This window comes from Streptomyces sp. NPDC051320 (genome assembly GCF_040682175.1).
Lineage (GTDB): Bacteria > Actinomycetota > Actinomycetes > Streptomycetales > Streptomycetaceae > Streptomyces.
Map to the genome: position 1 here is coordinate 442,621 of NZ_JBFBAL010000004.1, position 24,733 is coordinate 467,353.

At 68.4% G+C, this 24,733-nt stretch carries 25 protein-coding genes and 1 pseudogene; 7 read left to right on the plus strand and 19 right to left on the minus strand.

What is annotated here, in order from left to right:
* Window positions 1–21: 21 nt before the first annotated feature.
* Window positions 22–1,221: an IS110 family transposase gene (locus AB0M87_RS12425; RefSeq protein WP_365851886.1), complete on the minus strand. Its 1,200-nt coding sequence runs from the start codon at window positions 1,219–1,221 to the stop codon at window positions 22–24.
* Window positions 1,222–1,409: 188 nt separating this feature from the next.
* Here AB0M87_RS12425 and AB0M87_RS12430 point away from each other — a divergent pair, with 188 nt between their 5' ends.
* Window positions 1,410–1,931 (plus strand): IS5 family transposase, encoded by a 522-nt coding sequence (locus AB0M87_RS12430; protein WP_365851887.1) that lies wholly within the window; start codon window positions 1,410–1,412, stop codon window positions 1,929–1,931.
* Window positions 1,932–1,946: 15 nt separating this feature from the next.
* Here AB0M87_RS12430 and AB0M87_RS12435 read toward each other — a convergent pair whose 3' ends face one another.
* From AB0M87_RS12435 to AB0M87_RS12445, 3 genes are all read right to left on the minus strand, one after another.
* Complete coding sequence (locus AB0M87_RS12435; RefSeq protein ID WP_365851888.1) at window positions 1,947–2,393, minus strand: SRPBCC family protein; 447 nt, start codon at window positions 2,391–2,393, stop codon at window positions 1,947–1,949.
* A 21-nt stretch (window positions 2,394–2,414) separates the two neighbouring features.
* Window positions 2,415–2,672, minus strand: coding sequence for a hypothetical protein (locus AB0M87_RS12440; protein WP_365851889.1), 258 nt, complete (start codon window positions 2,670–2,672; stop codon window positions 2,415–2,417).
* Between the two features lie 148 nt (window positions 2,673–2,820).
* Entirely contained in the window at window positions 2,821–3,120 is a 300-nt protein-coding gene (locus AB0M87_RS12445; protein ID WP_365851890.1) for a WXG100 family type VII secretion target, read from the minus strand.
* A gap of 243 nt (window positions 3,121–3,363) precedes the next feature.
* Between AB0M87_RS12445 and AB0M87_RS12450 the strand changes: the two genes are divergently transcribed.
* Window positions 3,364–7,911 carry an FtsK/SpoIIIE domain-containing protein gene (locus AB0M87_RS12450; protein WP_365851891.1) on the plus strand — a complete coding sequence of 1,516 codons (4,548 nt, stop codon included), beginning with the start codon at window positions 3,364–3,366 and terminating at the stop codon, window positions 7,909–7,911.
* A 150-nt stretch (window positions 7,912–8,061) separates the two neighbouring features.
* Window positions 8,062–8,208 carry a hypothetical protein gene (locus AB0M87_RS12455; RefSeq protein ID WP_365851892.1) on the plus strand — a complete coding sequence of 49 codons (147 nt, stop codon included), beginning with the start codon at window positions 8,062–8,064 and terminating at the stop codon, window positions 8,206–8,208.
* A 41-nt stretch (window positions 8,209–8,249) separates the two neighbouring features.
* Here AB0M87_RS12455 and AB0M87_RS12460 read toward each other — a convergent pair whose 3' ends face one another.
* Together AB0M87_RS12460 and AB0M87_RS12465 are read right to left on the minus strand one after the other, a co-directional pair.
* The gene (locus tag AB0M87_RS12460) at window positions 8,250–8,573 is read right to left on the minus strand and encodes a PQQ-binding-like beta-propeller repeat protein (RefSeq protein ID WP_365851893.1); all 324 of its coding nucleotides are present in this window, start codon (window positions 8,571–8,573) and stop codon (window positions 8,250–8,252) included.
* 185 nt (window positions 8,574–8,758) lie between these two features.
* On the minus strand, window positions 8,759–9,571 hold the full coding sequence (locus tag AB0M87_RS12465; protein WP_365851965.1) for a menaquinone biosynthesis protein: 813 nt from the start codon (window positions 9,569–9,571) through the stop codon (window positions 8,759–8,761).
* 401 nt (window positions 9,572–9,972) lie between these two features.
* On the opposite strand from AB0M87_RS12465, the gene AB0M87_RS12470 reads away from it, so the two are divergent.
* Entirely contained in the window at window positions 9,973–10,176 is a 204-nt protein-coding gene (locus tag AB0M87_RS12470) for a cold-shock protein (RefSeq protein WP_003967102.1), read from the plus strand.
* Window positions 10,177–10,327: 151 nt separating this feature from the next.
* Here the strand turns inward: AB0M87_RS12470 and AB0M87_RS12475 are convergent, their stop codons facing one another.
* From AB0M87_RS12475 to AB0M87_RS12500, 6 genes are all read right to left on the minus strand, one after another.
* Window positions 10,328–12,199, minus strand: a complete 1,872-nt coding sequence (locus AB0M87_RS12475) for a long-chain fatty acid--CoA ligase (RefSeq protein WP_365851966.1) — start codon at window positions 12,197–12,199, stop codon at window positions 10,328–10,330.
* Window positions 12,200–12,605: 406 nt separating this feature from the next.
* Entirely contained in the window at window positions 12,606–13,229 is a 624-nt protein-coding gene (locus tag AB0M87_RS12480) for a TetR/AcrR family transcriptional regulator (protein WP_365851967.1), read from the minus strand.
* A gap of 156 nt (window positions 13,230–13,385) precedes the next feature.
* Window positions 13,386–13,685, minus strand: coding sequence for a DUF4229 domain-containing protein (locus AB0M87_RS12485; RefSeq protein ID WP_365851894.1), 300 nt, complete (start codon window positions 13,683–13,685; stop codon window positions 13,386–13,388).
* A gap of 73 nt (window positions 13,686–13,758) precedes the next feature.
* A complete protein-coding gene (locus tag AB0M87_RS12490; RefSeq protein ID WP_365851895.1) occupies window positions 13,759–14,283 on the minus strand; it encodes a GNAT family N-acetyltransferase in 525 nt (174 codons plus the stop codon).
* A gap of 94 nt (window positions 14,284–14,377) precedes the next feature.
* The gene (gene mqnE / locus AB0M87_RS12495; RefSeq protein WP_365851896.1) at window positions 14,378–15,574 is read right to left on the minus strand and encodes an aminofutalosine synthase MqnE; all 1,197 of its coding nucleotides are present in this window, start codon (window positions 15,572–15,574) and stop codon (window positions 14,378–14,380) included.
* Window positions 15,575–15,650: 76 nt separating this feature from the next.
* The gene (locus AB0M87_RS12500; protein ID WP_365851897.1) at window positions 15,651–16,106 is read right to left on the minus strand and encodes an Lrp/AsnC family transcriptional regulator; all 456 of its coding nucleotides are present in this window, start codon (window positions 16,104–16,106) and stop codon (window positions 15,651–15,653) included.
* Between the two features lie 105 nt (window positions 16,107–16,211).
* On the opposite strand from AB0M87_RS12500, the gene AB0M87_RS12505 reads away from it, so the two are divergent.
* Complete coding sequence (locus AB0M87_RS12505; RefSeq protein ID WP_365851971.1) at window positions 16,212–16,334, plus strand: hypothetical protein; 123 nt, start codon at window positions 16,212–16,214, stop codon at window positions 16,332–16,334.
* Window positions 16,335–16,347: 13 nt separating this feature from the next.
* On the opposite strand, the gene AB0M87_RS12510 is transcribed toward AB0M87_RS12505, so the two are convergent.
* From AB0M87_RS12510 to AB0M87_RS12520, 3 genes are all read right to left on the minus strand, one after another.
* Entirely contained in the window at window positions 16,348–17,031 is a 684-nt protein-coding gene (locus AB0M87_RS12510; RefSeq protein ID WP_365851898.1) for a UbiX family flavin prenyltransferase, read from the minus strand.
* Window positions 17,032–17,114: 83 nt separating this feature from the next.
* Window positions 17,115–18,038, minus strand: a complete 924-nt coding sequence (gene mqnP / locus AB0M87_RS12515; RefSeq protein ID WP_365851899.1) for a menaquinone biosynthesis prenyltransferase MqnP — start codon at window positions 18,036–18,038, stop codon at window positions 17,115–17,117.
* Window positions 18,035–19,495: a menaquinone biosynthesis decarboxylase gene (locus AB0M87_RS12520; protein ID WP_365851900.1), complete on the minus strand. Its 1,461-nt coding sequence runs from the start codon at window positions 19,493–19,495 to the stop codon at window positions 18,035–18,037. The genes mqnP and AB0M87_RS12520 overlap by 4 nt, the downstream gene beginning before the upstream one ends.
* A 120-nt stretch (window positions 19,496–19,615) precedes the next feature.
* Between AB0M87_RS12520 and AB0M87_RS12525 the strand changes: the two genes are divergently transcribed.
* Both AB0M87_RS12525 and AB0M87_RS12530 read left to right on the plus strand, forming a co-directional pair.
* Window positions 19,616–20,002 carry a PLD nuclease N-terminal domain-containing protein gene (locus AB0M87_RS12525; protein WP_365851901.1) on the plus strand — a complete coding sequence of 129 codons (387 nt, stop codon included), beginning with the start codon at window positions 19,616–19,618 and terminating at the stop codon, window positions 20,000–20,002.
* Window positions 20,002–20,516: pseudogene (locus AB0M87_RS12530) on the plus strand (nucleoside deaminase). Before AB0M87_RS12525 ends, AB0M87_RS12530 begins: the two are co-directional and overlap by 1 nt.
* A gap of 24 nt (window positions 20,517–20,540) precedes the next feature.
* Here AB0M87_RS12530 and AB0M87_RS12535 read toward each other — a convergent pair.
* From AB0M87_RS12535 to AB0M87_RS12550, 4 genes are all read right to left on the minus strand, one after another.
* The gene (locus tag AB0M87_RS12535) at window positions 20,541–21,050 is read right to left on the minus strand and encodes a hypothetical protein (RefSeq protein WP_365851902.1); all 510 of its coding nucleotides are present in this window, start codon (window positions 21,048–21,050) and stop codon (window positions 20,541–20,543) included.
* Between the two features lie 110 nt (window positions 21,051–21,160).
* Window positions 21,161–22,243 carry a c-type cytochrome biogenesis protein CcsB gene (ccsB, locus tag AB0M87_RS12540; protein ID WP_365851903.1) on the minus strand — a complete coding sequence of 361 codons (1,083 nt, stop codon included), beginning with the start codon at window positions 22,241–22,243 and terminating at the stop codon, window positions 21,161–21,163.
* The gene (locus AB0M87_RS12545) at window positions 22,240–23,958 is read right to left on the minus strand and encodes a cytochrome c biogenesis protein ResB (protein WP_365851904.1); all 1,719 of its coding nucleotides are present in this window, start codon (window positions 23,956–23,958) and stop codon (window positions 22,240–22,242) included. The genes ccsB and AB0M87_RS12545 overlap by 4 nt, the downstream gene beginning before the upstream one ends.
* Window positions 23,959–24,732 (minus strand): cytochrome c biogenesis protein CcdA, encoded by a 774-nt coding sequence (locus AB0M87_RS12550; RefSeq protein ID WP_365851905.1) that lies wholly within the window; start codon window positions 24,730–24,732, stop codon window positions 23,959–23,961. It lies immediately after the preceding gene.
* Window position 24,733: the final 1 nt, after the last annotated feature.

Consider the following 24,733-nt stretch of genomic DNA (forward strand, 5'->3'; position numbering starts at 1 on the left):
AAAGTGCCCCTATGGTTTTCGTCAAGCCGCAGAGGCAGTCGGTGGTTGGTAGAAGGTGCCGTCGCGGAGCATGGCGAAGAGCACATCGATGCGACGTCGGGCGAGGGCGACGAGGGCCGCAACGTGGTGTTTCCCTTCGCGGCGTTTCTTGTCGTAGTAGGTGCGTGACTCCGGCTGGGACAGAGACGCGAACGCGGCCAGGTAGAAGGCCCGTTTGAGCTGCTTGTTGCCGCGCCGTGAGGGGTGTTCGCCGCGGATGGACGACCCGGAACTTCTGGTCACCGGCGCCAGGCCGGAGTAGGCGGCCAGGTGCCCGGCGGTGGGAAACGCGGTGCCATCGCCGACGTCGATGAGGATGCGGGCTGCGGTCCTGACCCCGATGCCGGGCATGGAGGTCAGGACCTGGGAAAGAGGGTGGGCCTCCAGAAGTTGCTCGATCCTGGCGGCCAGCAGCCTGCGCTGGTCCAGGACCGAGCTCAGCGAAGAGGCCAGGCTCGGGACGACCAGCGCGGCGGCGTCCGTGCCGGGCACAACCACAGTCTGCGCGTCGAGCGCCGTGAAGATGTCCTCGACCAGGCGCTCCGCCATGCGGGGTGCTTTGGGCCGCAGCAACGTGACCAGTCGACGGCGACCGGCCTTCCTGAGCTGGGCGGGAGAGCCGAAGCGTTCAAGCAGGGTCAGGACTGCGGGATGCTCGAGCCGCGGGCCCAGGACTTTTTCCAGCGAGGGGTGGATCTGCGTGAGCAGGCCGCGGAGCCGATTCTTGGTCCGGGTCGACTCGGTGGCGAGGTCGTCGTCGAAGCCCGCGATCATCTCCAGTTCAGCGACAGTCTCGTCGGCGGCCTCAACGGCCCGCAGGGTGTGCGGCATAGTGCGGGCGGCGTCGGCGATGACGAACGCGTCGCGGGCGTCGGTCTTCGCCTCTCCTGGGTAGAGGTCTGCGATGCGGCGCATCGTCAGGCCCGGCAGGTAGGCGACGCGACAGCCCAACGCGCGGGCCACGGCCAGGGGCAGCGCGCCCACGGAGGCGGGCTGGTCAACAACCACGAGCACGGTCCCGTGCTTGGCCTGCAGCTTCGCGAACACCTCGCGCAGTTTCGGCTCGGTGTTGGGCAGGCGCCTGTCCAGGACCGTTTTACCCGCGGGGGTGAGCGCGGTGGCATGGTGTTCGCCTTTGCCCACGTCCAGGCCGAGGTAGACGTCGATGCCGTCGTTGGACACGTCCCAGCTCCAGTTCTCGAACTTCTCCCGGCCCTACCTGCGGCATCAGCGTGCCGGCATCCACGTTACGAAGAGACTGCCTCACCCAGGTTCGGGATCAGCGCTCGTGCCCCTAATCAGCGGTCTGCCAATGCCTCCGCGCCCGGTGACACCACTTTTTCGATCATGATCGACAAGGGGGCTCAGTCATGCCGGGCCCGAAGGCCGGGAGCCCCGTGCGGGGCCACGAAAACAGTAACGGGGGTGCCGCGACCGGTCCGTCGCCGGTCGACCGCCGGAAGACGGGCAGCAAACACCACCTGATCTGCGACGGAAAGGGCACTCCGCTGCACGTGATCACCACAGCGGCCAACGTCAACGACATCACCCAGACCATCAACCTGGTCGACGGCATTCCGCCCGTCCCCGGACGGCCCGGCCGACCCAGGCGGCGCCCCGAGTCCGTCCTCGGGGACAAGGCATACGACTCGAAGGCCGTCCGCCTCGAACTGCGCCGCCGGCGGATCCTGCCCGTCATCTCCCGCAAGGGCGCCCCGAACATCAAGGGCTTGGGCAAGCTCCGCTACGTCGTCGAGCAGACCTTTGCCCTGCTCCACCAGTTCAAACGCCTCGCCGTCCGCTGGGAACGCCGGCCCGAACTCCACGACGCCTTCCTCTCCTTGGCCAGCAGCCTGATCTGCTGGCGGCGACTCAAGAAAAGCGGACCATGAACCTGGCACAGGCTTCTAGGAGTGTCGGCTCACGATTGAGTTGGCGTATGAAGCCAGGTCCTGGACCAAAACCTGCAGGCGCCGTCTCCTGAGCTTGTCCAGAAGGGGGAGGGTGTGCCGGTAGGTTGCTGACCAGGTGATGTCGGTGCCGCCGTGGGGTGCTCGGGCCACGTCCACAGACCCCCTATGAGAAGCGAACAACCCGGCGGCCTGTTCGTAGCTGAACCGCTGGTCGGGAACCATCTCGACGATGCGCTCGCGGCAGCACACCCGTCCAATGCGAGAACGAATGGTGCGGAGATCACCTACCCGTGCCGGTCGCTCGACCCCCGCGGGCAACTCCCACTCGACCTCGTAGTAGGAGGTCCACGACGGCCAGGATTCTGCATCCACGAGCGCGGCGTAGACGAGAGCAGCAGGCGCCGATGAGTGCGAGGTGGCAGTAACAGCAAGGGACGACACCCAACAAGGCTAGACCGTGTCTCACCATGATCGTGTTACGAGCTCTTTGGCGATCTGTGCGAGGGTATCGATCTCCTTCGTCAGCTTCTTCCGGCTGAGTTCCCAGTTTCCGGCGAAGTCATGGAACTTGTCGGCGAGATCGCCATCACCAAAATCATCCGCATATTTATTTTTAAGATTGTCCAGGCCGTCAAACGCCCTTTTGACATTACTGAGCCCGGTCCCCATGCCCTTGATTACATCCAGATCGAGCCTGGTGTGATCACTCTCGTTACCCATGGACTCATCCCCCGAGTCGGCGTGCGGCTTCGTAGCGGCGTTGAATTCAAGTACGAGCCAGGACCGCAGGAACGACCAGGTGCGATGTGCCCGCAGACCCTCGCGTGCCCATCGCACCTGGTAGCAACAACGTCTGAGGCGGCTGCGACTAGCCCTTGACGCCCTTGGCCAGCTCGTCGTCCAGGTCCTGGTACGCCTTCGCGGCGTTCGTGAGGAACTTGGCCATGCCGGTGAGGCCCTCGACGGTGTCCTTCGCGCCCTTCGTGAACTCCTTGAAGGAGTCCTCGAACGCCTGCGATCCCTTACGAGTGGTGTAGCCGTCCTTCACGAGGCCCTCGATGTACTTCTCGAGGCCGTCCAGCTTCTCGTCGAGCTTCTCCTTCTCCGAGGTCAGCCGGCTGGCGGCCTTGTGCATCTCCTCATAAGTGATATCGGCGTCTTTGGCCATGAGGCACTCTCTCTTTCTGACTCGCCGCAGGGCCAACCCCCGTGGCTCCTGGCGCGGATGATCCGATCGTCCGCCTGGGAGAGCAGCTTACGGGTGGGCCGACTGGGAGCACAGCCTTGCCGGTATTGCGCGACCCGTGAGCTGGTGCACAGCCCGTTGCCAGTGGGAAGGGCGCAGCAGCTATCGTCATTGGCACTGTGGTCAGCGTCCGGAAGCGGCCTCAGGTCCATGGGGAGGACGAGCGTGCGCCTGACTCTGACCGTGGTCGACCCGCTCGGTGGTGCCAGCGCCGACGTCGTCCTCGATATCGATCCTGAGTCCTCGGTCGGGGACATTTCGCGTGAACTGGTCCATCACGTAGGGCATGGCGGCGGAGCGCAGATCATTCCCCTGGGTGGTCAACGCAGGACCGGCGACGGCTCGCCCCTCGTATATGTGGACGGGCACCTCGTGGATCCGACGGCGACGGTCGTCACTTCTCCGCTCCGCGAGGGCGCCGTCGTCAGCCTGCACGATCCGGCGGGATGTCTGCCCGGTGAGCCGATGGGCCTGGTGGAGCTGCGGGTGGTCGGCGGGCCCGCTGCCGGCGCTGTGCACCGGCTGGGAGTCGGGCGTTACGACATCGGCAGCGGCCCGGCCTCGTACATACGCATCGACGACCCCGAGCTCCCGCTTCGCGCTGTCACCTTGTCGATTGCAACCGATGGCACTTGCCAAGTCGCCATACAGGGTGACAAGGAGGACGCCAGGCTCGACGGAGAGGCGCTGAAGGACGAAGGGTGGCCGCTCGACAGTCAGTTGGCCGTCGGGAATTCGCTGCTGGAGATCGGCCGGTATGCACCCCCCGACGCCGCACTCAAGTGGTCCGAGGACGGTGCGGGACTCGACTACAACAGGCCGCCACGGCTGCGCCCGCCGGAGCGCGAGACTCATTTCCGCCTGCCGACACCGCCGCGTGACCGCGAGACCCGGCCGTTGCCCTGGCTGATGGCCATCTTTCCGCTGGTCTCCGCGATCGTCATGGCCACGATTTTCGGGCGCTGGTATTACCTGATCATGGCCGTGATGAGTCCGCTCATGCTGTTCGGCAATTACTTCAATGACAAGAAGCAGGGGCGCAAGTCCCATGCGAAGCAGGTCAAGGAGTACAAGGAACACAAAGCGAGAATCGACGACGAAGCACAGGAAGCGCTGGTGGCCGAGCGGCTCGACCGGCGCCGCTTCAACCCCGACCCGGCCACGGTGCTCTCGCTGAGCACTGGTCCGCGTACCCGTCTGTGGGAGCGCCGGCGTACCGACCGCGACCATCTGCTGCTGCGGGTGGGGACCGGGCGTCTGCCGTCCGAGGTGATTCTCGACGACCCGGAACAGGATGACCACCGCAGGCAGGTCACCTGGCAGATCGAGGACGCGCCCGTCACCCTCCCGCTGGCCACGCTCGGCGTGATCGGTATGGCAGGCCCCGGCGATTCCGCACGGGCACTCGCCCGGTGGGCGGTGGCTCAGGCGGCCGTGCTGCACAGCCCGGTGGACGTCCAGTTCTACGTACTGACCGAGGGGACCGCGCAGGAGAGCTGGGACTGGGTGCGCTGGCTGCCGCACGTACGGCCCTCCGGGGGGCATGACACCAATGTGCTGATCGGTACCGATGCCGAGACGGTCGGTGCCCGCATCGGTGAGCTCACCCAGCTGCTCGACGCCCGGCGCAAGGCCGCCAAGGAGAACGGGAACAAGGGCGCGACCTTCTCCGAACCCGACATCGTCGTCGTCTGGGACGGGTCGCGTCGGCTGCGTTCCATGCCGGGTGTGGTGCGGCTGCTCCGTGAGGGCCCCTCGGTAGCGATGTACGCGGTGTGCCTCGACTCGGAGGACCGCTTCCTGCCCGGCGAATGCCAGGCCATCGTGGTCGCCGAGCCCCGGCCGGAGGAACACCCCACCCCCAAGGCGGTGTCCGCGGCAGCCACGCCCCAGGCATCGGGCGGCTTCCCCTCGTTCCAGGCCTGGCACGCTCCCGCGGCCAGGACCATGGAGGCGGCGCAGGGCACTCCGCAACTGCGGCTGCGGGTCGAGCAGACCGACGCGGCGCGCATCACCAATGTGCGCCCCGACTTCGTTTCCCCCGCCTGGAGCCTGCGACTTGCCCGCTCCCTGTCACCCATCCGCGACATCAGCGGCGAGGCCGAGGACTCGGCGCTGCCCGGCTCCAGTCGGCTGCTCGACGTGCTCCAGCTCGAGCCGCCCACCGGCGAAGCGGTCGCCGGGCGCTGGCGCATGGGCGGACAGTCGACGATGGCCGTGGTGGGTGAGTCGTACGACGGCCCCTTCGGCATCGACATCCGACGGGACGGACCGCACGGCCTCATCGCCGGCACGACCGGTTCCGGTAAGTCGGAGCTGCTGCAGACCATCGTTGCCGCGCTGGCGGTGGCCAATACGCCCGAGTCCATGACGTTCGTACTCGTCGACTACAAGGGCGGTTCGGCGTTCAAGGACTGTGTGAAGCTGCCGCACACCGTGGGCATGGTCACCGACCTCGACGCGCACCTGGTCGAACGCGCCCTGGAGTCACTGGGCGCCGAACTGAAACGCCGCGAACACATCCTCGCGGCCGCCGACGCCAAGGACATCGAGGACTACCAGGACCTGGTGCGCCGCGATCCGTCACATGCTCCCGTGCCCCGACTGCTCATCGTCATCGATGAGTTCGCGTCGATGGTCCGCGACCTGCCGGACTTCGTCACCGGCCTGGTGAACATCGCCCAGCGGGGCCGGTCGCTCGGTATTCACCTGCTGCTCGCCACGCAGCGGCCGAGCGGTGTGGTCTCCCCCGAGATCCGCGCCAACACCAACCTCCGTATCGCACTGCGGGTGACGGACGGCAGCGAGTCCACCGATGTCATCGACTCACCCGAGGCCGGCAACATCTCCAAGAGCACGCCGGGGCGCGCCTATGTGCGTCTCGGGGCGTCCTCTCTCGTACCGTTCCAGTCCGGGCGGGTCGGTGGACGCAGGCCGGGCGCCGCGGACCCCACGGCCATCGCGCCGTGGGCCGGCCTGCTCGACTGGCAGGATCTGGGCCGCGCCGCGCTCAGGAAGCCCAAGTCCGAGGCGCGTGAAGAAGAGGAGATCACCGACCTCAAGGTGCTGGTGGACGCGGTACGGGAGGCCAACGAGCGGCTCGGCATCCCGCCGCAGCACAGCCCGTGGCTGCCCGCGCTGTCCGAGACGCTGCTGCTGGACGAGGTCCCCGCACCGCAGAGCACCGGCGCCCTGCCGCCCGCCCCGTACGGCGTCGAGGACATCCCCAGCGACCAGGCGCGCCGGCCTGTCTCCATCGACTTCTCGGCCTTCGGTCACCTGCTGATCGGTGGGGCACCACGCAGCGGCCGCTCCCAGGTGCTGCGTACCATCGCCGGTTCGCTCGCCCGCACCCACTCGGTCGCGGACGTCCACCTGTACGGGATCGACTGCGGCAACGGCGCCCTCAACGCGCTGACCAGGCTGCCGCACTGCGGGGCAGTGGTCGGCCGCGCGCAGACCGAGCGTGCCGTGCGCCTGATCAACCGCCTGAAGGGAGAGGTCACCCGCCGTCAGGAACTCCTGGCCGAGAAGGGCTTCGCCGACATCGGCGAGCAGCGGGGCGCCGTTCCGGTGGAGGAGCGGTTGCCGCACATCGTGGTGCTGCTGGACCGCTGGGAGGGCTGGCTGCCCACCCTCGGAGAGGTCGACCATGGTGAGTTGACGGACGAGGTGACTGTCATCATGCGCGAAGGCGCGAGCCTCGGCGTGCACATGATCGTTACGGGCGACCGGCAACTGCTCATCGGACGGATCGCCTCGCTGACCGAGGAGAAGTACGGCATGCGGCTGGCCGACCGCTCCGACTTCTCGATGCTCGGCATCAACGCCCGGAAGATCCCGGACGAGATCCCGCCCGGCCGTGCGTTCAAGAACGAGTTCGCCACCGAGACGCAGTTCGCGCTGCTCACCGAGGACGCCACGGGCCAGGGCCAGGCAGCCGCGCTCACCGCGATCGGCGAGATGGCGGCCACACGGGACGCGGCGGTCCCGCGCGGCCTGCGGCCGTTCCGGGTGGACACACTGCCGAGCCGTATCTCGTTCGCCGATGCCTGGGAGATGCGCGACCCGGCGGCGTCGCGGTCGCCGCTCTGGAGCCTAGTCGGTGTGGGCGGTGACGACCTGGTCGGCTTCGGCCCCGATCTGGCTCAGGGCGTGCCGACCTTCGTCATCGCCGGTCCCGCCAAGTCCGGCCGCAGCACCGTTCTGCTGAACATGGCCCGCTCGTACCTGACCCAGGGCGTACGTCTGGTGGTCGCCGCACCACGACAGTCGCCGCTGCGCCAACTGGACGGCCAGGAAGGCGTGTTGAAGGTCTTCACGGACGACGACATCGAGAGCGACGACCTCAAGGAAGCCATCTCCACGGCGACGCCGGAGACCCCTGTGGTGGTGCTGGTCGACGACGGCGAGAGCCTGGAGGACTGCGACGCCGCTTCCACCTTCAAGAAGATCATCCAGCGGGGCATCGAGCAGGGCGTCGCCCTGGTCATCGCCGGCGACGAGGAAGAGGTCTGCAGCGGGTTCAGCGGCTGGCAGGTCGACGCCAAGAAGGGCCGTCGGGGAGTGCTGCTGTCGGCGCAGGATTCGTCAAGCGGCGAGCTCATCGGCATCCGCACGACCCGCAGCATGGTGGGCGGGCCGATCGCGCCCGGGAAGGGGCTGCTGCACCTCGGGGACGGAGAGGTGCGGACGGTGGTCACACCCATGTGAGGGCGGAGGAGGCGCCTCCTGACCGCGGTACTGCTCCGCTCTTACGCGTTTCCCCGACCGGCAGTCTTTAGTAACTTCGCACCTACGTACGGCTACTGAGACCAAGTCGGGGGTTGGGGCATGGGAGGTCATCGGCCGGCGGATTGGCATGTGTTGGATCTGGACAAGGATCCGACACCCGGCGATCCGGACCGGGTTCGTCATTTGGCGAAGAACCTGCATGACTTCGCTGACGACGTGTCCGGGGTGCTGCGGGACATCAAGGGCATGGCGGGCAACGGGGGCGACGGCAAGTAGGGCTCGCGGAACCCCGGTGAAGCCGCCGACGCCACCCGGTCTCACACGGCAGGCAGCGCGTACAGCTCGTCCGAGTGGGCCACCAGCAGTCGGCTGCCCGCTCGGCTGATCTCCCACTCACCATCGTCCGATGCGCCGTCGTTGTAGTCCCAGCGGTACGTGCCGGTCTTCGCGTCCAGGGCGTAGATCCCGCCGCGGTCGAAGACCGACGCGATGTACAGCGAGTCGCCCGCACGCACCATCTGATCGCCGAACGGCCGGTCGCCCAGATCCTCCATCCAGCGCTTGTGACCGGTCCTGGGGTCGGCAGCCCACACGCCGCCGTCGAAGTCCAGCCCCGACAGGAAACACAGATCTGACGCCACAGCCCAGTGGGTCAACGAGCACTATCCGTACGGCTGGACGATGGTGCTGCTGGGGATCACCGTGTCCGTCGCCCTGCCGCTCGCCGTATACAGCAGATACAGCAAGCATCAAACGGCTGAGGGCACTCGGACCGACCGGACGAGCATGCCCTGAGGGCAGCCCGCGCTGCCGCTCAGGCACGGCCTCAGGGTGCGAGCAGCTCGACGCTCACATCGGTGGGGAAGCCCGTGGTGGCGCCGACCCGGCGGGCGAACTCGCGTACGCCTTCGAGCTGGTCCGCGCCGAAGCGGAAGTCCAGCGTGGTGAAGTACCGCTCCAGCAGCTGCGCGTCGAATACCTCCCAGTGCGAGGCCTGCTCGGCGACTTTGGTGACCTCTTCCAGCGACACATCGCGTGAGGCGAGGAATGCCTCGTGCACCGCCTTGACGACGCCGGGCTCGCGGGCTGCGTAGTCCTTGCGGGCCGCCCACACCGCGAAGACGAACGGCAGCCCGGTCCACTCCTTCCACATCTGTCCCAGGTCGTGGACCTCCAGACCGAGCTTCGGAGCGTCGTGCAGGTTCGCCCGGAGCGCGGCGTCCCCGATCAGTACGGCGGCGTCGGCCTCCAGCATCATCACCCGGAGGTCGGGCGGGCACTGGTAGTAGTCGGGGGCGACGCCGTACCGCTCGGCGAGCAGCAGCTGGGCGAGGCGTACGGAGGTCCTGGACGTGGAGCCGAGCGCCACCCGTGCTCCGTCGAGCTGGTCGAGCGGCTTCTTGGAGACGATCACGCAGGACATGACGGGCCCGTCGCAGCCGACCGCGAGGTCGGGGAAGGCGACCAGATCGTCGGCGTTCTTCAGGAACTCGACGAGGGTGACGGGCGCGATGTCGAGTTCGCCGCGGATCAGCTGTTCGCTGAGCTTCTCGGGCGTGTCCTTGGTGAGCTCGAGGTCGAGCAGTGTTCCGGTGCGGGCCAGCCCCCAGTAAAGGGGCAGGCAGTTCAGGAACTGGATGTGTCCGACCCGGGGCCGGCTGCGACGGTGGTCGGCTTCGGCGGCGGTGCGGGCGGCGTTCCCGGAGGTGTTCCCGGCGGTGCGGGCGGCGGAATTTTCGGCGTATGAATTGTCCACATCGTGAGGCTAGACCCGCCGCGGTCGGCACGGTACGCAGGGGCGGCCGTCAGCCTGACGCGCCGGTCGACGGGCCGGCTGAAGGGCCGGTCACAAACGTCCGGGTGAAGTGATCTTCGCCTCTATCGCGGGCGCGCGAGCGCGTGCTAGGCTCGCTCGCAAGTTGCAGTTTGGTTTCCCTTGCAGTACAGAGCCTGCGGAGCATGTGACCCGCAGGCTCTCGTAGTTTTCAGACTTCTTAGCAGGTTCTGGAGCAGGGCAACCCTTTGGCCCAAGGAGGGCTTATGGCTACCGGAACCGTCAAGTGGTTCAACGCTGAAAAGGGCTTCGGCTTCATCGCCCAGGACGGCGGCGGCCCGGATGTCTTCGTCCACTACTCCGCGATCAACGCGTCTGGTTTCCGCTCTCTCGAGGAGAACCAGGTCGTGAACTTCGACGTCACGCAGGGCCCGAAGGGTCCGCAGGCGGAGAACGTCACCCCGGCCTAGTCCCGTCAGGGGCACAGCCTGGGCCGATCGGATCGCGGTCGGGAATAGCACCACCCAAGGAGCCCGCTCCGTACGTTTTTCGTACGGAGCGGGCTCCTGCCTGTGTCCGCTCGGTGCCTGAGCCGCCCGGGCGGCCGCTACCCGCCGACCGCTACTGGGCGTACAGCGCCTGGATCTCCCGCGTGAAGTCCCTCAGGACCGCCGCCCGCTTCAGCTTCAGCGACGGCGTCAGATGGCCGCTCGCCTCGGTGAAGTCGGTCGGCAGGACGGTGAACCTCCGGATGGACTCGGACCGGGACACCAGCCGGTTCGCCTCGTCCACGGCCCGCTGCAACACGGCCCGCAGTTCCTCGTCCGCGACCACCTCCGACAGCCGGAGCCCGGCTTTCTTCCGCATCCGGAGCCAGTGCCCGAGCCCGTCGGGTTCCAGGGTGATCAGCGCCGTGATGTACGGCCGGTTGTCGCCGATCACCATGCACTGGCCGACCAGCGGATGCGCCCGCAGCCAGTCCTCCAGGGGCGCCGGCGCGACGTTCTTGCCGGTGGATGTGATGATCAGATCCTTCTTGCGGCCGGTGATGGTGAGGTAGCCGTCCTTGTCCAGCGCGCCGATATCGCCGGTGGCGAACCACTGGTCAGGCTCCTGCCAGACGGCCTCGCACCGCTGCATGTCCCAGTAGCCGCTGAACACCTGGCCACCGCTGAGCAGCACCTCCCCGTCCTCCGCGATACGGACCGCGGTGCCGGGGAGCGGCCAGCCGACCGTGCCGAGCCGCGGTTTCAGCGGGGGCGTGACGGTCGCGGCCGCAGTGGTCTCGGTGAGTCCGTATCCCTCGAAGATCTCGATGCCGGCCCCGGCGTAGAAGGCCGCGAGCCGGTGGCCGAGCGGCGAGCCGCCACAGATCGCGTACTCCACCTTGCCGCCGAGGGCCGCTCGGATCCGCCGGTAGACCAGCGGGTCGTACAGCGCACGGGCCATCCGCAAACTCTTTCCGGGACCTGACCCGGTGCCGTGCTCGACCGCTTCCAGGGCCTCGCCGTACCGCTGGGCGATCTTCGCCGCGCGGTCGAAGGACGACGCCCGGCCCATCTTCTCGGCGGTCGCGCGACCGGCGTTGTACACCTTCTCGAGGACGTGCGGGATGGCCAGCAGGAAGGTCGGCCGGAAGCCGGCCAGATCGGCCAGCAGGTCGTCGGTTTCGATGCTGGGGGCGTGGCCGAGGCGCACCCGGGCCCGCAGGCAGCCGATCGCGACCATCCGGCCGAACACATGGGACAGCGGGAGGAAGAGCAGGGTGGACGACGGGTCCTCGCCCGCCGATCTGAAGACCGGGTGCAGCAGCTCGATCGCGTTGTCCACCTCGGCGAAGAAGTTGCCGTGGGTGAGGACGCAGCCTTTGGGGCGGCCGGTGGTGCCCGAGGTGTAGATGAGCGTCGCGATCATGGCCGGCGAGACACCGGCCCGCCGGTCAGCGACCGTCTGGTCCGGTATGTCGCGGCCGGCCTCCTTCAGTACGCCGACCGCGCCCGTGTCGAACTCCCAGAGGTGGGTGAGCCCCGGCAGCTGACGGCGCTCGGTGCTGACCAGCCGGGCCTGCTCCTTGTTCTCCACGACGCAGGCGGCCGCGCCCGAGTCCTGCAGGATCCACCGGGTCTGGAAGGCGGACGACGTCGGGTAGACGGGCACGGTGACCAGGCCGGCCGCCCAGGCTGCGAAGTCCAGCAGCGTCCACTCGTAGCTGGTGCGGGCCATGATCGCGACTCGTTCGCCGGGTCGCAGCCCCTCGGCGATCATCCCCTTGGCCACGGCCTGCACCTCGACGGCGAACTCCATGGCGGAGACGTCGTACCAGCTGCCGTCCGGGCGCTTCCTGCTGAGCACCGCGGCGTCGGGTGCGTGGTACGCGTTGTCGAAAGGGATGTCGGCCAGTGAGCCGTGCTCGACGGGCCGGACCAGCGGCGGCACGGACACCTGCCGCACCATGCCATCGACCCACCGCTTGTCCGGTTCCACCTGCTGCATCGACACGGTCACTTGCGGCTCCTCATGTCGTGCTGCGCGGTCGGCCCGTGACCCAACGAGCGACCTTACTCAGCAGTAATCTACGACGCGGTGAGAGCCCGGACAATGGCTACGATCGCTGTCTGCACGTCACCACCACAGCACCCGGCCGTTTCCCGACCGAACGGGTGGGCCGTCAGCTCCCTGCCGGTCCGAGGAGCCGGGCCGGAACATGGTGGAGCCGGCCGGGACATGATGGAACCGGGCCGGTCACGCGCCCGCATCACCCCATCCCGCTGAGAGCAACCGGAACGGCGAGCCCCTGGCGGCGGGCGGCGCCGGGCGCGCGGTGGAAGCGGCGGAGGAGACGGTGAGCGCTCAGCCTGCCTATCGGACGAGGCTCAGCCCGCCGCGAGAAGCATGCATCTCACGGGCGCGGTGACGGTGCCCACCGCACGCCCTGCATGAGGTTGTCCAGACCCGCCCAGGCGAAGTTCATCAGGGTCGCCGCGGCCTCCTTCGCCGAGACGCCGGGGTTCTCGTTGGCCCAGCCGGCGAGCGACTCCGCGGCGCCCACCAGCGCCTGGGCGAGTCCGGCCACATCGCCGTCGGGGAGGGCCGGATCACGGTGGGCCTCGCGGGCGGCCTCCCCGATCAGACCGGTCACGAACTTCACGATCTCCTCGCGCAGGACGCAGACTTCGGCGGCGAACGGCTCACCGTGCATGCGGGCCTGGTGGTGCAGGATGCTCCAGCCGTCCGGGTGTCGCGCCGTGTGCTCGAAGAACGCCCGCAGCCCGAGCCACAGTTGCCGGTCGGCAGCAACACCGGGCCGGACTCCGCTCTGCACCGCGTCGACCAGCGACCGGGCCTCGCGCCGGATGCAGGCGGAGAAGAGCTCTTCCTTGGAGTTCAGATAGAGATAGACCAAGGGCTTGGACACGCCCGCCAGTTCGGCGATCTCGTCCATCGAGGCGGCCCGGTAACCCTGCTGCCCGAAGCTCCGCACTGCGGCGTCGAGCATCTGCCGCTCACGTACGGCACGGGGCATCCGTTTGCCCTTGGCTGCCTTGACTGCACCCACCTGGGAGGCTCCTTACGCCGGTCGGTCGTTCTCGTCGGGACGAGAGTACGGCTCCGGCCCGGCCCGTTCGCCCGGAGTCGGGGAGGGTGGCGTGAAGTGAGCGATGAAGGCGGGTCGCGGGGCCTATTCGGCGGCGACGCCGTCCTCCTGGGTGCGGCTCGCCTCCAGCTTCGCCTTCGCGTGGTCGACCCTGCTGATCAGCTGCGCGGACATCTCGTCCCGCTGGTTGCGCAGCAGTACGAAGCTGAGCGGTGCGGAGACCACCAGGGCGAGCAGGATGGTCCAGACACCGTTGGACCCGCCGAGCCCCTTGGGCAGCACGCCGAAGTGGATGAGCAGCGCGACGAAGACCAGGGACCCCATGAAGATGCCGATCCGCATCGCGGTGTAGCGAATCGTGGCGCCGGGCTTGGCTACAGACACGGCTGAGGCCTTTCTCTTCGTACGTATGGCATATCCGACCCTGCCCGACAAGTGAAGCACGCCCGAGTTGTGATCAGGTCAGCGGGAGGAACATCGTGATGTCATCCCGGTCATCACCAGGGGCGACCCGGATCGCGTCCGGCACCCGGCCCACCTCCTTGTAGCCGCAGGAAGCGTAGAACCGGTCGGCGCCGGTGCGGCCGCGACAGGTGAGCCGGATCGCCTCGATACCGTCGATGGAGCGGGCCGCGTCGGCGGCCGCGGCCATCAGCCGGCGGCCGTCACCCCGCCCCTGGCGGGACGGGTGGACCATCACCGTGTAGAGCCAGAGCCAGTGCCGCATCAGGCGGTGGGTGTTGAGCATCAGGAAGGCGCTCGCCGCGACCCGCCCGTCCGCGTCCCGTCCGACCAGCAGCCGGGTACGGCCCTCGGCCATCGACGCCAGGTGCTTGAGCAGTTCGGGGCGGACGTCCTCGGCGGTGACGGGTGGCACGAAGCCGACCGCGCCGCCGGCGTTCGTCACGTCCGTCCAGAGTGAGAGGACACCATCCCGCAGCTCCGGGTCCATTCGCGGGTCCAGCTGAAACGTGAGGCTCATGCGAACCAGCGTAGGAAGCGGCGAAGCCCCGGCGTCAACCGGGGCTTCGTCACAGGGCCGCGAGCAGGATCGCGTCAGGAACACATCAGATCGGTCAGAACCGCATCAGCTGCGGCGCCTCGCGGCGGTCCGGGTCCGGTCCCTCGAACTCGCGGACGATCTCGTAGTGCGTGTTGCGTTCCACCGGGCGGAAGCCCGAGTCGCGGATCAGCTCGAGGAGGTCCTCGCGGCCGAGCTTGTTCGGCGTGCCGAAGTTGTCCGCGTCGTGCGTGATCTTGTACTCGACGACCGAGCCGTCCATGTCGTCGGCGCCGTGCTGCAGCGCGAGCTGCGAGGTCTGCACCCCGTGCATCGGCCAGAAGACCTTGACGTGCGGGACGTTGTCGAAGAGCAGCCGGGAGACCGCGAAGGTCTTCAGGGCGTCGACGCCGCTCGCCATCGTCGTCCGGGCCTGAAGGCGGTTACGGATCTTGCCGTCCTTCATGTCCTCGAAGTCGTGCTGGTAACGCAGCGGGATGAAGACCTGGAAGCCGCCGGTCTCGTCCTGCAGCTCGCGCAGCCGCAGCACGTGGTCCACGCGGTGGCGCGGCTCCTCGATGTGCCCGTAGAGCATCGTGCACGGGGTCTTGAGACCCTTCTGGTGCGCGAGACGGTGGATGCGCGACCAGTCCTCCCAGTGGGTGGCGTGGTCGACGATGTGCTGCCGGACCTCCCAATCGAAGATCTCGGCGCCGCCCCCGGTCAGCGACTCCAGGCCGGCCTCGATCAGCTCGTCGAGGATCTCGGACGCGGAGAGTCCGGAGATCGTCTCGAAGTGGTGGATCTCGGTGGCGGTGAAGGCCTTCAGGGCGACCTGTGGAAGGGCCTCCTTGAGCGCGCTCAGAGAGCGGGGGTAATAGCGCCACGGGAGCGTCGGGTGCAGGCCGTTGACGATGTGCAGCTCGGTGAGGTTCTCGCCCTCCATCGCCTTGGCGAGACGGACGGCCTCCTCGATGCGCATGGTGTACGCGTCCTTCTCGCCCGGCTTGCGCTGGAACGAGCAGTAGGCGCACGAGGCGGTGCACACATTGGTCATGTTGAGGTGGCGGTTGACGTTGAAGTGGACGACATCGCCGTTCATGCGGGTGCGCACCTCGTGGGCGAGACCGCCGAGCCAGGCCAGGTCATCGGTCGCATAGAGGGCGACCCCGTCCTCGCGGCTCAGCCGCTCGCCGGCCCTGACCTTCTGCTCCAGCTCGCGCTTGAAGCCGACATCGTCGACAGATGCAGTCATGTGGCGGCCGCCTCCCATTTCAGTACGTACAAACCCAGCCAACCGTACGCCGCCCCGGCGGCCCCGGGCCCGGGGCCCCCTGGACGACCGCGCGTCAGTCCTGCTCCGGCAGCTCGCCCACCCGGTTCTCCCACTTGGTCGAGAGCACGATGGTGGTCCGGGTCCGCGACACGCCCTTGGTACCGCTCAGCCGCCGGATCGTGCGCTCCAGGCCGTCCACGTCGTCGACCCGCACCTTGAGCATGTACGAGTCGTCGCCCGCGATGAACCACGCGTCCTCGATCTCCGCGAGGTCCTTCAGCCGGTGCGCCACGTCCTCGTGGTCGGCTGCGTCCGAGAGCGAGATGCCGATCAGCGCGGTCACCCCGAGACCGAGCGACTTGGCGTCGACGGTCGCGCGGTAACCGGTGATGACGCCGGCTGACTCGAGCCGGTTGATGCGGTCGGTGACGCTGGGCCCGGAGAGGCCCACGAGCCTGCCGAGTTCGGCGTAGGAGGCCCTGCCGTTCTCTCTCAGCGCCTGGATGAGCTGCCTGTCCACCGCGTCCATAGGGATGAGCCTTCCATTATTCAGCAATAGCGCGAGTCTGGGTGTAGAATCTAAGGCGTGCAGGGGAAATGCCCTGCGAATCTTTCATCAGGAGTGATTTTCACCGTGTACACGATCGAGATGGCCTACGCCCGCATGCGCGAGCTGCAGGATCGGGCCAACCGTTCGCGTGACCACCGGCCCGTCCCCGCCGAGCGCCGCGGCAGGCGCCACGCCAAGAAGCGCTGACCTATAACGGCGGCTAATCGGCACGGGACCCACCGAGCTCCCCCTTCCACCGGCGGTACAGCTGGTGCGGCACCCCTGCCGCGTCCAGCACCCGCCCGGCGACGAAGTCCACCAGGTCCTGGATGTGCGTCGCCCCCGCGTAGAACGCCGGAGAGGCGGGCAGCACCACGGCGCCCGCCTCGTCCAGGCTCACCAGGTGCTTCAGCGTCTGACCGTTCAACGGGGTCTCCCGCACCGCGACCACCAGCCGGCGACGCTCCTTGAGCGTCACGCTCGCCGCCCGCTGCAGCAGGTCCTTCGACAACCCCAGCGCGACCCCGGCCACACAGGCCGTCGATGCCGGCACGATCAGCATCCCCTTGACCGGATACGAGCCCGACGAGGGGCCGGCGGCGAGGTCCCCGGCAGGCCAGTGCCGCACCCGGTCGGTGTCCACCGCGAAGGTCTCCGGCTTGCCGTCCGCGCCCCTGGCCAGCCAGGCCCGCAGGTCCTGCTGCCAGTGCGCGTCCCGGTAGGCGATCCCCGTTTCGTCGAGGAGGGTGAGCCGTGCCGCCCTGCTCACCACGAGGTCCACGTCCTCGCCCGCGTCCAGCAGCCCGCGCAGCACCGACGCGGCGTACGGCGTACCGGACGCCCCGGAGACTCCGACGATCCAGGGCCGCCGAGGCCGCTGACTGTGTACGTGTCCGTGCTCCACGTGCCCGAGCCTATCCGGCACCCCGGAACCGGCACGGAGTCAGGTGCGCCCGGGGCCCACGGGAGGCGCCGGGCCGAACGTACTCACACGGTCAGACCACGCACCAGCAGATCCAGCAGGGCGCACACGAAGAGGGCGATCCCGATGAAGCCGTTGACCGAGAAGAACGCCCGGTTCAGCCGGGACAGATCGTGCGGCTTCACCACGGTGTGCTCGTAGACGAAGGCCACCGCGACGATGACCAGGCCGATCCAGAAAAACGTTCCCGCGTCGGTGGCGAGGGCGTACCAGACCAGCAGCGCCGTCGTCACCGCGTGGCAGGCGCGGGCGCCGTACAGGGCCGCCGGGATGCCGAAGCGGGCCGGTACGGAGAGGACGCCGTGCGCCCGGTCCGCCTGGACGTCCTGGCAGCCGAAGATCAGGTCGAAACCGCCGATCCAGATGCCGACCGCGAGACCGAGGATCACCGCGTCCCACGACCAGGCGCCGGTGATCGCGATCCACGCGCCGACCGGGCCGATCGCCTGGGCGAGGCCGAGGATGGCGTGCGGGAAGTTGGTGAACCGCTTCCCGTACGGATAGACCACCATCGGGATCACCGCGAGCGGCGCCAGCGCGAGACAAAGCATGTTCAGCGCGGCCGCGGCGGCCAGGAAGACGACCACCGCGACCAGCGCACCGGTCCACGCCGACCGCACCGAGACCGCGCCGGTGACCAGTTCCCGGGTGGCGGTGCGCGGGTTACGGGCGTCGATCTCGCGGTCGATGATGCGGTTGCAGGCCATCGCGAAGGTGCGCAGCCCGACCATCGCGAGGGTGACGAGCAGCAGCCGCCCCCAGTGGATGTTGCCGTCGAGCCGGTACATCGCGGTCAGCGCGGCGATGTACGCGAAGGGCAGCGCGAAGACCGAGTGCTCGATCATCACCAGCCGCAGAAAAGCCTTGATCCGGCCCGGCGGTGCGGGCTCGGACCCGAAGAGATCGTGGGTTGCTGAATCGGCGCTCACGAAAGCCCGTACTCCTTCCAACGGCGGTCGACCTTCGCCGCCGTCCGCGGGTCCGACTCAACCATCTGCGGCCAGCCGCCGTCCCGCGTATAGCCCTCCTCGGGCCATTTCCTGGTGGCGTCGATTCCCGCCTTGCCGCCCCAGAACTGCTGGTAGGAGGCATGGTCGAGGTGGTCGACGGGGCCCTCGACGACGGTGAGGTCGCGGGCGTAGTCGGTATTGCCGAGGGCTCGCCAGGAGACCTCGTGCAGATCGTGCACGTCGCAGTCGGCGTCCACCACCACGATCAGCTTGGTCAGCGACATCATGTGGGCGCCCCAGACGGCGTGCATCACCTTCTGGGCGTGCTTCGGGTACTTCTTGTCGATCGAGACGATGGCGCAGTTGTGGAAGCCGCCGGACTCGGGGAGGTGGTAGTCCACGATGTCCGGGATGATGATCTTGAGCAGGGGCAGGAAGAAACGTTCGGTCGCCCTGCCCAGCGGCCCGTCCTCGGTCGGGGGGCGGCCGACGACGATCGACTGGATCAGCGGGCGCCGGCGCATCGTGACGCAGTCGACGGTGAGCGCGGGGAACTCCTCCTGCGGGGTGTAGAAGCCCGTGTGGTCGCCGAACGGTCCCTCGGGGAGGGTCCTGCCCGGCTCCAGCCATCCCTCGATGACGACTTCGGCGTTCGCCGGGACCTGCAGCGGGACCGTCCGGCAGTCCACCATCTCGATCCTCCGGCCCTGGACGAAGCCGGCGAAGAGGTACTCGTCGATGTCCTCGGGGAGGGGGGCGGTGGAGGCGTACGTCACGGCCGGGGGCGCGCCGAAGGCGATCGCGACCGGCAGCCGCTCGCCCTTCCTGGCGGCCACCGCGTAGTGGTTGCGGCTGTCCTTGTGGATCTGCCAGTGCATCCCGATGGTGCGCTTGTCGTGGCGCTGGAGGCGGTACAGGCCGAGATTGCGGATGCCGGTCTCGGGGTGCTTGGTGTGGGTGAGCCCCAGGTTGAAGAAGGAGCCGCCGTCCTCGGGCCACGTGAACAGCGCCGGGAGCCGGTCCAGGTCCACGTCGTCGCCGGTGAGGACGACCTCCTGGACGGGCGCGTCGTCGGACTTCACCTTCTTCGGAGGTACGTGAACCATCGAGCCCAGCTTGCCGAAGGCATCCCGTACCCCGACGAAACCCTGCGGCAGCTCGGGGCGGAGCAGCCCGCCGATCCGGTCGCTGATCTCGTCGTACGACGTCAGGCCGAGTGCCTTGAGCAGCCGGCGGTCGGTACCGAAGACGTTCATCGCCAGGGGCATCGAGGACCCCTTGACGTTTTCGAAGAGCAGCGCGGGCCCGCCGGCCTTGTTGACGCGGTCGACGATCTCCCCGACCTCCAGGTAGGGGTCGACTTCTGCCGTGACGCGCTTGAGGTCGCCGTCGCGCTCCAGCGCCCTGAGCAGCGAGCGAAGATCGTCGTAAGCCATGCCGTCCAGTCTGTCATCCCCGCGGGGACGACAGACCGGCACCTGCGCGGACCGCTACCCTGTGCCCGACATCGGGGCGTCCGCGCGTCCCTTCACCATTCCCGGGGGGAATCTTCGATCATGCTCAGGTATCTGCCGTTTCTGCTGGTCCTGGCGCTGTGGATCTACGCGTTCATCGACTGCCTCAACACCCCCGAGGAAGAAGTCCGCGGTCTTCCCAAGGTGGTGTGGGTCATCATCATCCTGCTCTTCGGCGAAGTGCTCGTGGGTCCGATCGCCTGGCTGGTGGCCGGCCGGAACCGGCGCGGTCCGGGGGCCGGATCGACGCCCTCCGAGTGGCACCGCAACCAGCGGACGACCTGGACCGCACCGGACGACAATCCCGAGTTCCTCAGGTCGCTCAAGGAAGAGGCCAAGAAGGACGAGTCCATGCTGAAGGACTGGGAGGCGGACCTGCGGCGCCGCGAGGACGAGCTGCGGCGCCGCGAGAGCGAGGACGAGGTCTGATGGACCGCGCCCCCGACCGCCCCCTCGACCGCGCCCTCGCCGAGCGGTGGCTGGCCGCGGCGGTCGCCGAGGCACGCGCCGGACTCGCGGAGGGTGGCATCCCGATCGGCGCCGCGCTGTACGGGGCGGCGGGCGAGCTGCTCGGCCGCGGCCGCAACCGGCGCGTCCAGGACGACGACCTTCCCCAAGCTCTCGGCTTCGCTCGAGCAGGGGAGACCCCAAGGTGCACGCGGAGACCGCGGCGTTCCGCGCGGCCGGCCGGCAGCGGTCGTACCGGGGCACCACCATGGTCACCACCCTGTCGCCCTGCTGGTACTGCAGCGGTCTGGTGCGGCAGTTCGGGATCTCCCGGGTGGTCATCGGCGAGGCGGCGACGTTCCGCGGCGGGCACGAGTGGCTGGCCGGGCACGGGGTGCGGATCGTGCTGCTGGAGGACGCGGAGTGTGCGGACCTGATGCGCGGTTTCGTCGCCCGGAACCCCGAGCTGTGGAACGAGGACATCGGCGTCGACTGAGGGCCCGCCGGACGGGGAGCCCGGTCAGTCGTGCTCGGCGCACACCGACCGGTAGCCGTCGCGCAGCCTCCGCCAGTGCTCCGGATCCTGCGCCGACCAGTCCTTGGGCCGGCCCGCGAGCGCGTCGTGCAGGAACTCGAAGTGCTGGTGCCAGCCGGCCAGCCGGTCCAGGCGCAGCCCGTCGGGCCCGGTGAACTCGTTGGTGAAGCGCAGCACGCTCGCCCGGCGCCCGACCGACTCCAGGTGGAAGCGGATGCGGCCGTACACGGAGAGCGTGTACTCGGCGACGTGCTCCACGTCCCAGGCGGTGACGGTGCCTGCCGCGACCGTGGACTCCTGGAGCCAGCGCAGGGTGACCCGGCCGCCGAGCCGTGACTCGAAGACGTCCGCCGCCGCGAGCCAGCCGGGAAGCCCCACCGGGGTGGCCACCGCGCCCCACACCTGCCGCGCCCCGTACGGCAGATACAGGGCGAACCGCAGGACCCGGGTGTCCCCATGGCTGGAACTCGTGCCGTGCGCGATCGCCTTGGTCATGTCATCAGCCTGGCCCGGCGGGCCCGGTTCCGCACCGGAAAGGGCCGGTTTCCCGAGGCGTGTCGGGAAACCGGCCTCTTCCGTGAGACGGCGGGCCGGTGCAGGCCGGTTCAGACCCCGGCGTAGGAGTGCTTGCCGGTGATGAAGATGTTGACGCCGTAGTAGTTCCAGATCCAGCAGCCGAAGGCGAACAGCGCCAGGTAAGCGGCCTTCCGGCCCTTCCAGCCGGCAGTCGCCCGGGCGTGCAGGTAGCAGGCGTACACGACCCAGGTGATGAACGACCAGGTCTCCTTGGGGTCCCAGCCCCAGTAACTGCCCCACGCCTCGCCCGCCCAGATCGCACCCGCGATGATGGTGAACGTCCAGAGCGGGAAGACCGCGGCGTTGATCCGGTACGAGAACTTGTCGAGCGAGGCCGCCGAAGGCAGCCGGGAGAGCACCGACTCGGCGAACGCGCCGGGCTGCTCGCCACTGGCCAGCTTGGCCTCGTAGTTGTCCCGCAGAAGATAGAGCAGCGTGCCGACCGCGCCCATGTAGAACATCGCGCCGCAGATGATCGCCGTGGAGACGTGGATCCACAGCCAGTACGAGTGCAGGGCCGGGACCAGCTGGTCGCTCTTGGTGTAGAGCACCGTGGTGGCGAGACCGAGGTCCAGCAGGACCGTGGTGACCAGGGCGAGCCCCAGCCAGCGGATGTTCTTCTTCAGCACCAGCAGGACGAGGTACGCGGCGACCACGACCGTGGAGAAGGTCAGCGAGAACTCGTACATGTTGCCCCAGGGGGCCCGCTGTACCGATGCGGCACGGGCGACCACACCGCCGGCCTCGACCAGGAAGCCCAGGACGGTCAGCGAGATCGCCATCCGCCCGTACAGGTCGCCCTTCTCGGTACCGCCGGCCGCGCCCGGACCGTCCGGCACGTCACGCGAGCCGACCGCCGACCGGGTGACGATCTTCGGCCGGTCGAGTACGTCGGTGCCTCCGCCCTGCTTCTTGACCTGGACGACCGGTGCGGTCGCCGCGGCGGACGTGGTCGTCAGCGCGGCCGCTGTGCGGCCGACCTTGCTGCGCCCGCCGAAGGTCCACTCCGCGATGTGCGCGAAGAAGGCCAGCGTGTAGACGGCCATCGACGAATAGACGAGCACATTGCTGATGTGCGCCAGGTTCTCATTGGTTCCGGCGGCGAGATTCACTTCTCGGCCCCTTCGGCAGTTTCTGCGGTTGCTGCGGAATCCGGCGCCGACGGCGCCACTGAATGGAGCGTTGCGGCCAGGTCGGCCAGCTCCTCGGGGAGCTTCGCGGACTCGCTCCGTCCGAGGCCGGCCATCTCGACGACGGTGACGCCGTCCTCTCCCCGTACGGCCCTGACCCAGACGCGACGGCGCTGGATGAAGAGCGATCCGGCGAGACCCGCGATGGCCGTCAGTGCGCCGGCCAGCGCGAAGCCGTTGCCCGGCTGGTGCGAGATCTGGAAGCTGGCCCACTGCTTGACACCCACGAACCGGATGGAGCCCGCGCCGTCCGGCAGCTTCATCGTCTCGCCGGGCAGCAGCAGCTTCGCGAGCTTCTTGCCGGAGCCGGTCGTGAACTGGGTCATGTGCTTGGTGTCGAGCTGGTACACGCTCTGCGGCAGCCCGGAGTCGACCCCGAGGTCGCCGTGCAGACCGGACACGGCCATCACCGGGAAGTCCAGCCCCGGGTAGGTCGAGAACATCGTGCCCTTGCCCTTACCGGCGAAGGTCGGGACGAACAGCGCGTTGAAACCGAGCTGCTCCTTCTTGCCCTTGGCGTCCCGGTAGCCGTCCATGACCTTGATCGCCCCGGTCGACGTCGCATTGGAGTCGATCGGCAGCATCGGCACCGCGTCACGGTAGACCTCCTTGCCGCGCCCGTCCTTGACGGAGACGATGGGGGCGTAGCCGTGCGAGATCAGATAGACCTTCGAACCGTCGACCTCGAGCGGCTCGTTGACCTTGATGACGGCCTTCTTCTCCTTGCCGTCGGGGCCCTCGGAGTACGTCACCTGTGCTTCGTACTTGCGCGGCGTACCGCGGTTGGGCCCGTTGTGCTCGTACGTCCCGACGAACTTGTCCAGGGTGAAGCTGAACGGGGCCAGGTCGTCGGAGTTGAAGAGCGTGCCGGGGGTGAAGTCGTCGTACTGGGTGAGCGTGTTGGAGAAACCGTCGCCGTCGACGATCAGCTTGCCGCCGTCGGACTTCCACAGCTGCCCGCCGGCGAAGGAGACCAGCAGCACGATCAGCGCGATGTGGAAGAGCAGGTTTCCGGTCTCGCGCAGGAAGCCCTTCTCGGATGCGACCGCGTCACCTTCGGGATGCGCCCGGAAGCGGCGCTTCTTCAGCATCGCCAGTGCGGCCTCGCGTACGGCCTCCGGTTCGGCGTCGGTACGCCAGGTGGTGTACGCGGGCAGCCGGGTCAGCCGCTTGGGCGCGGCCGGCGGGCGGCCGCGCAGCTGGCCGACGAACTGCCAGGTGCGCGGCACGATGCAGCCGATGAGGGAGATGAAAAGCAGGATGTAGATCGCGGAGAACCACACCGAGCTGAAGACATGGAACATGCCCAGCTTCTCGTAGATCGGCGCGATCACATGGTGCGCGGCCTTGAACTCGTCGACCTTGACCTGGTCCTTGCTGGTCTGCGGGATCAGCGAGCCGGGGATGGCGCCGAGCGACAGCAGCAGGAGCAGCAGCAGCGCGATGCGCATCGAGGTCAGCTGGCGCCAGAACCAGCGGATCCAGCCGATCACACCCATGGCGGGGAGGACGGCCGCCGACTCCTCCTTGGGCGCGGTGGACAGCTGGGAGCCGGCGGCTCCGAGATCGGCCTCGGTCTCCGCGGCTTCGTTGGCGGCGGCTGCGTCGGCGGCGGCCGTCGCTTCGGTCTTGCTCATTCAGATCCCCACCGTGAAGCCGTGTGACCAGCCCTGCATCAGCTGGATGATGTGGTCCCAGGCGCCGGTCACCAGCAGAACTCCGGTCCCGATCATCATGATCCCGCCGATCCGCATCACCCAGGCGTAGTGCTTCTTGACCCAGCCGAAGGCACCGAGCGCCTTACGGAACGCCACCGCCGCGAGCACGAACGGCACCCCGAGGCCGAGGCAGTACGCGACGGTCAGTATGGCCCCGCGGCCGGCCGTCGCCTGCTCGAAGGCGAGAGCGTTCACCGAAGCGAGGGTCGGTCCCAGGCAGGGTGTCCAGCCGATACCGAAGAGCGCACCGAGCAGCGGAGCGCCGATCAGCCCGGTCACCGGCCGCTTGTGCAGCCGGAACTCCCGCTGGGTCAGCCAGGGCATCAGCCCCATGAAGAACACCCCGAGCAGGATCATCAGGACGCCGAGCACCTTGCTGATGGTGGACCGGTACTCCTGGAGCGTATTGCCGAAGTACCCGAAGAGGGCACCACCGGAGACGAAGACGGCGGTGAATCCGAGCACGAAGAGCGTGGCGCCCACGGCCAGCCGACCGCGTCGTGCCTGTGCCAGGTCCGAACCGCTGACCCCGGTGACGTAACTCAGATAGCCGGGGACCAGCGGCAGGACGCACGGCGAGAAGAACGAGACGAGCCCGGCCAGCACCGCAAGCGGCAACGCCAGCAGCAGCGCCCCGTTCCTCACTGTTCCCTCTATGCCGGAGCCGGCCGCCTCGGCAGCGAATGCGAGCACG

What these genes read in the sequence shown, in the direction of transcription:
- AB0M87_RS12440 (WP_365851889.1), bottom strand. Translation starts at nt 2,672, where the DNA reads ATGGGTAACGAGAGTGATCACACCAGGCTCGATCTGGATGTAATCAAG.
- AB0M87_RS12430 (WP_365851887.1), top strand. Translation starts at nt 1,410, where the DNA reads ATGCCGGGCCCGAAGGCCGGGAGCCCCGTGCGGGGCCACGAAAACAGT.
- AB0M87_RS12545 (WP_365851904.1), bottom strand. Translation starts at nt 23,958, where the DNA reads ATGAGCAAGACCGAAGCGACGGCCGCCGCCGACGCAGCCGCCGCCAAC.
- AB0M87_RS12520 (WP_365851900.1), bottom strand. Translation starts at nt 19,495, where the DNA reads ATGGCTTACGACGATCTTCGCTCGCTGCTCAGGGCGCTGGAGCGCGAC.
- AB0M87_RS12535 (WP_365851902.1), bottom strand. Translation starts at nt 21,050, where the DNA reads ATGACCAAGGCGATCGCGCACGGCACGAGTTCCAGCCATGGGGACACC.
- AB0M87_RS12445 (WP_365851890.1), bottom strand. Translation starts at nt 3,120, where the DNA reads ATGGCCAAAGACGCCGATATCACTTATGAGGAGATGCACAAGGCCGCC.
- AB0M87_RS12475 (WP_365851966.1), bottom strand. Translation starts at nt 12,199, where the DNA reads ATGCAGCAGGTGGAACCGGACAAGCGGTGGGTCGATGGCATGGTGCGG.
- AB0M87_RS12500 (WP_365851897.1), bottom strand. Translation starts at nt 16,106, where the DNA reads ATGGACGCGGTGGACAGGCAGCTCATCCAGGCGCTGAGAGAGAACGGC.
- mqnE (WP_365851896.1), bottom strand. Translation starts at nt 15,574, where the DNA reads ATGGGAGGCGGCCGCCACATGACTGCATCTGTCGACGATGTCGGCTTC.
- AB0M87_RS12490 (WP_365851895.1), bottom strand. Translation starts at nt 14,283, where the DNA reads ATGAGCCTCACGTTTCAGCTGGACCCGCGAATGGACCCGGAGCTGCGG.
- AB0M87_RS12525 (WP_365851901.1), top strand. Translation starts at nt 19,616, where the DNA reads ATGCTCAGGTATCTGCCGTTTCTGCTGGTCCTGGCGCTGTGGATCTAC.
- AB0M87_RS12470 (WP_003967102.1), top strand. Translation starts at nt 9,973, where the DNA reads ATGGCTACCGGAACCGTCAAGTGGTTCAACGCTGAAAAGGGCTTCGGC.
- AB0M87_RS12480 (WP_365851967.1), bottom strand. Translation starts at nt 13,229, where the DNA reads ATGCCCCGTGCCGTACGTGAGCGGCAGATGCTCGACGCCGCAGTGCGG.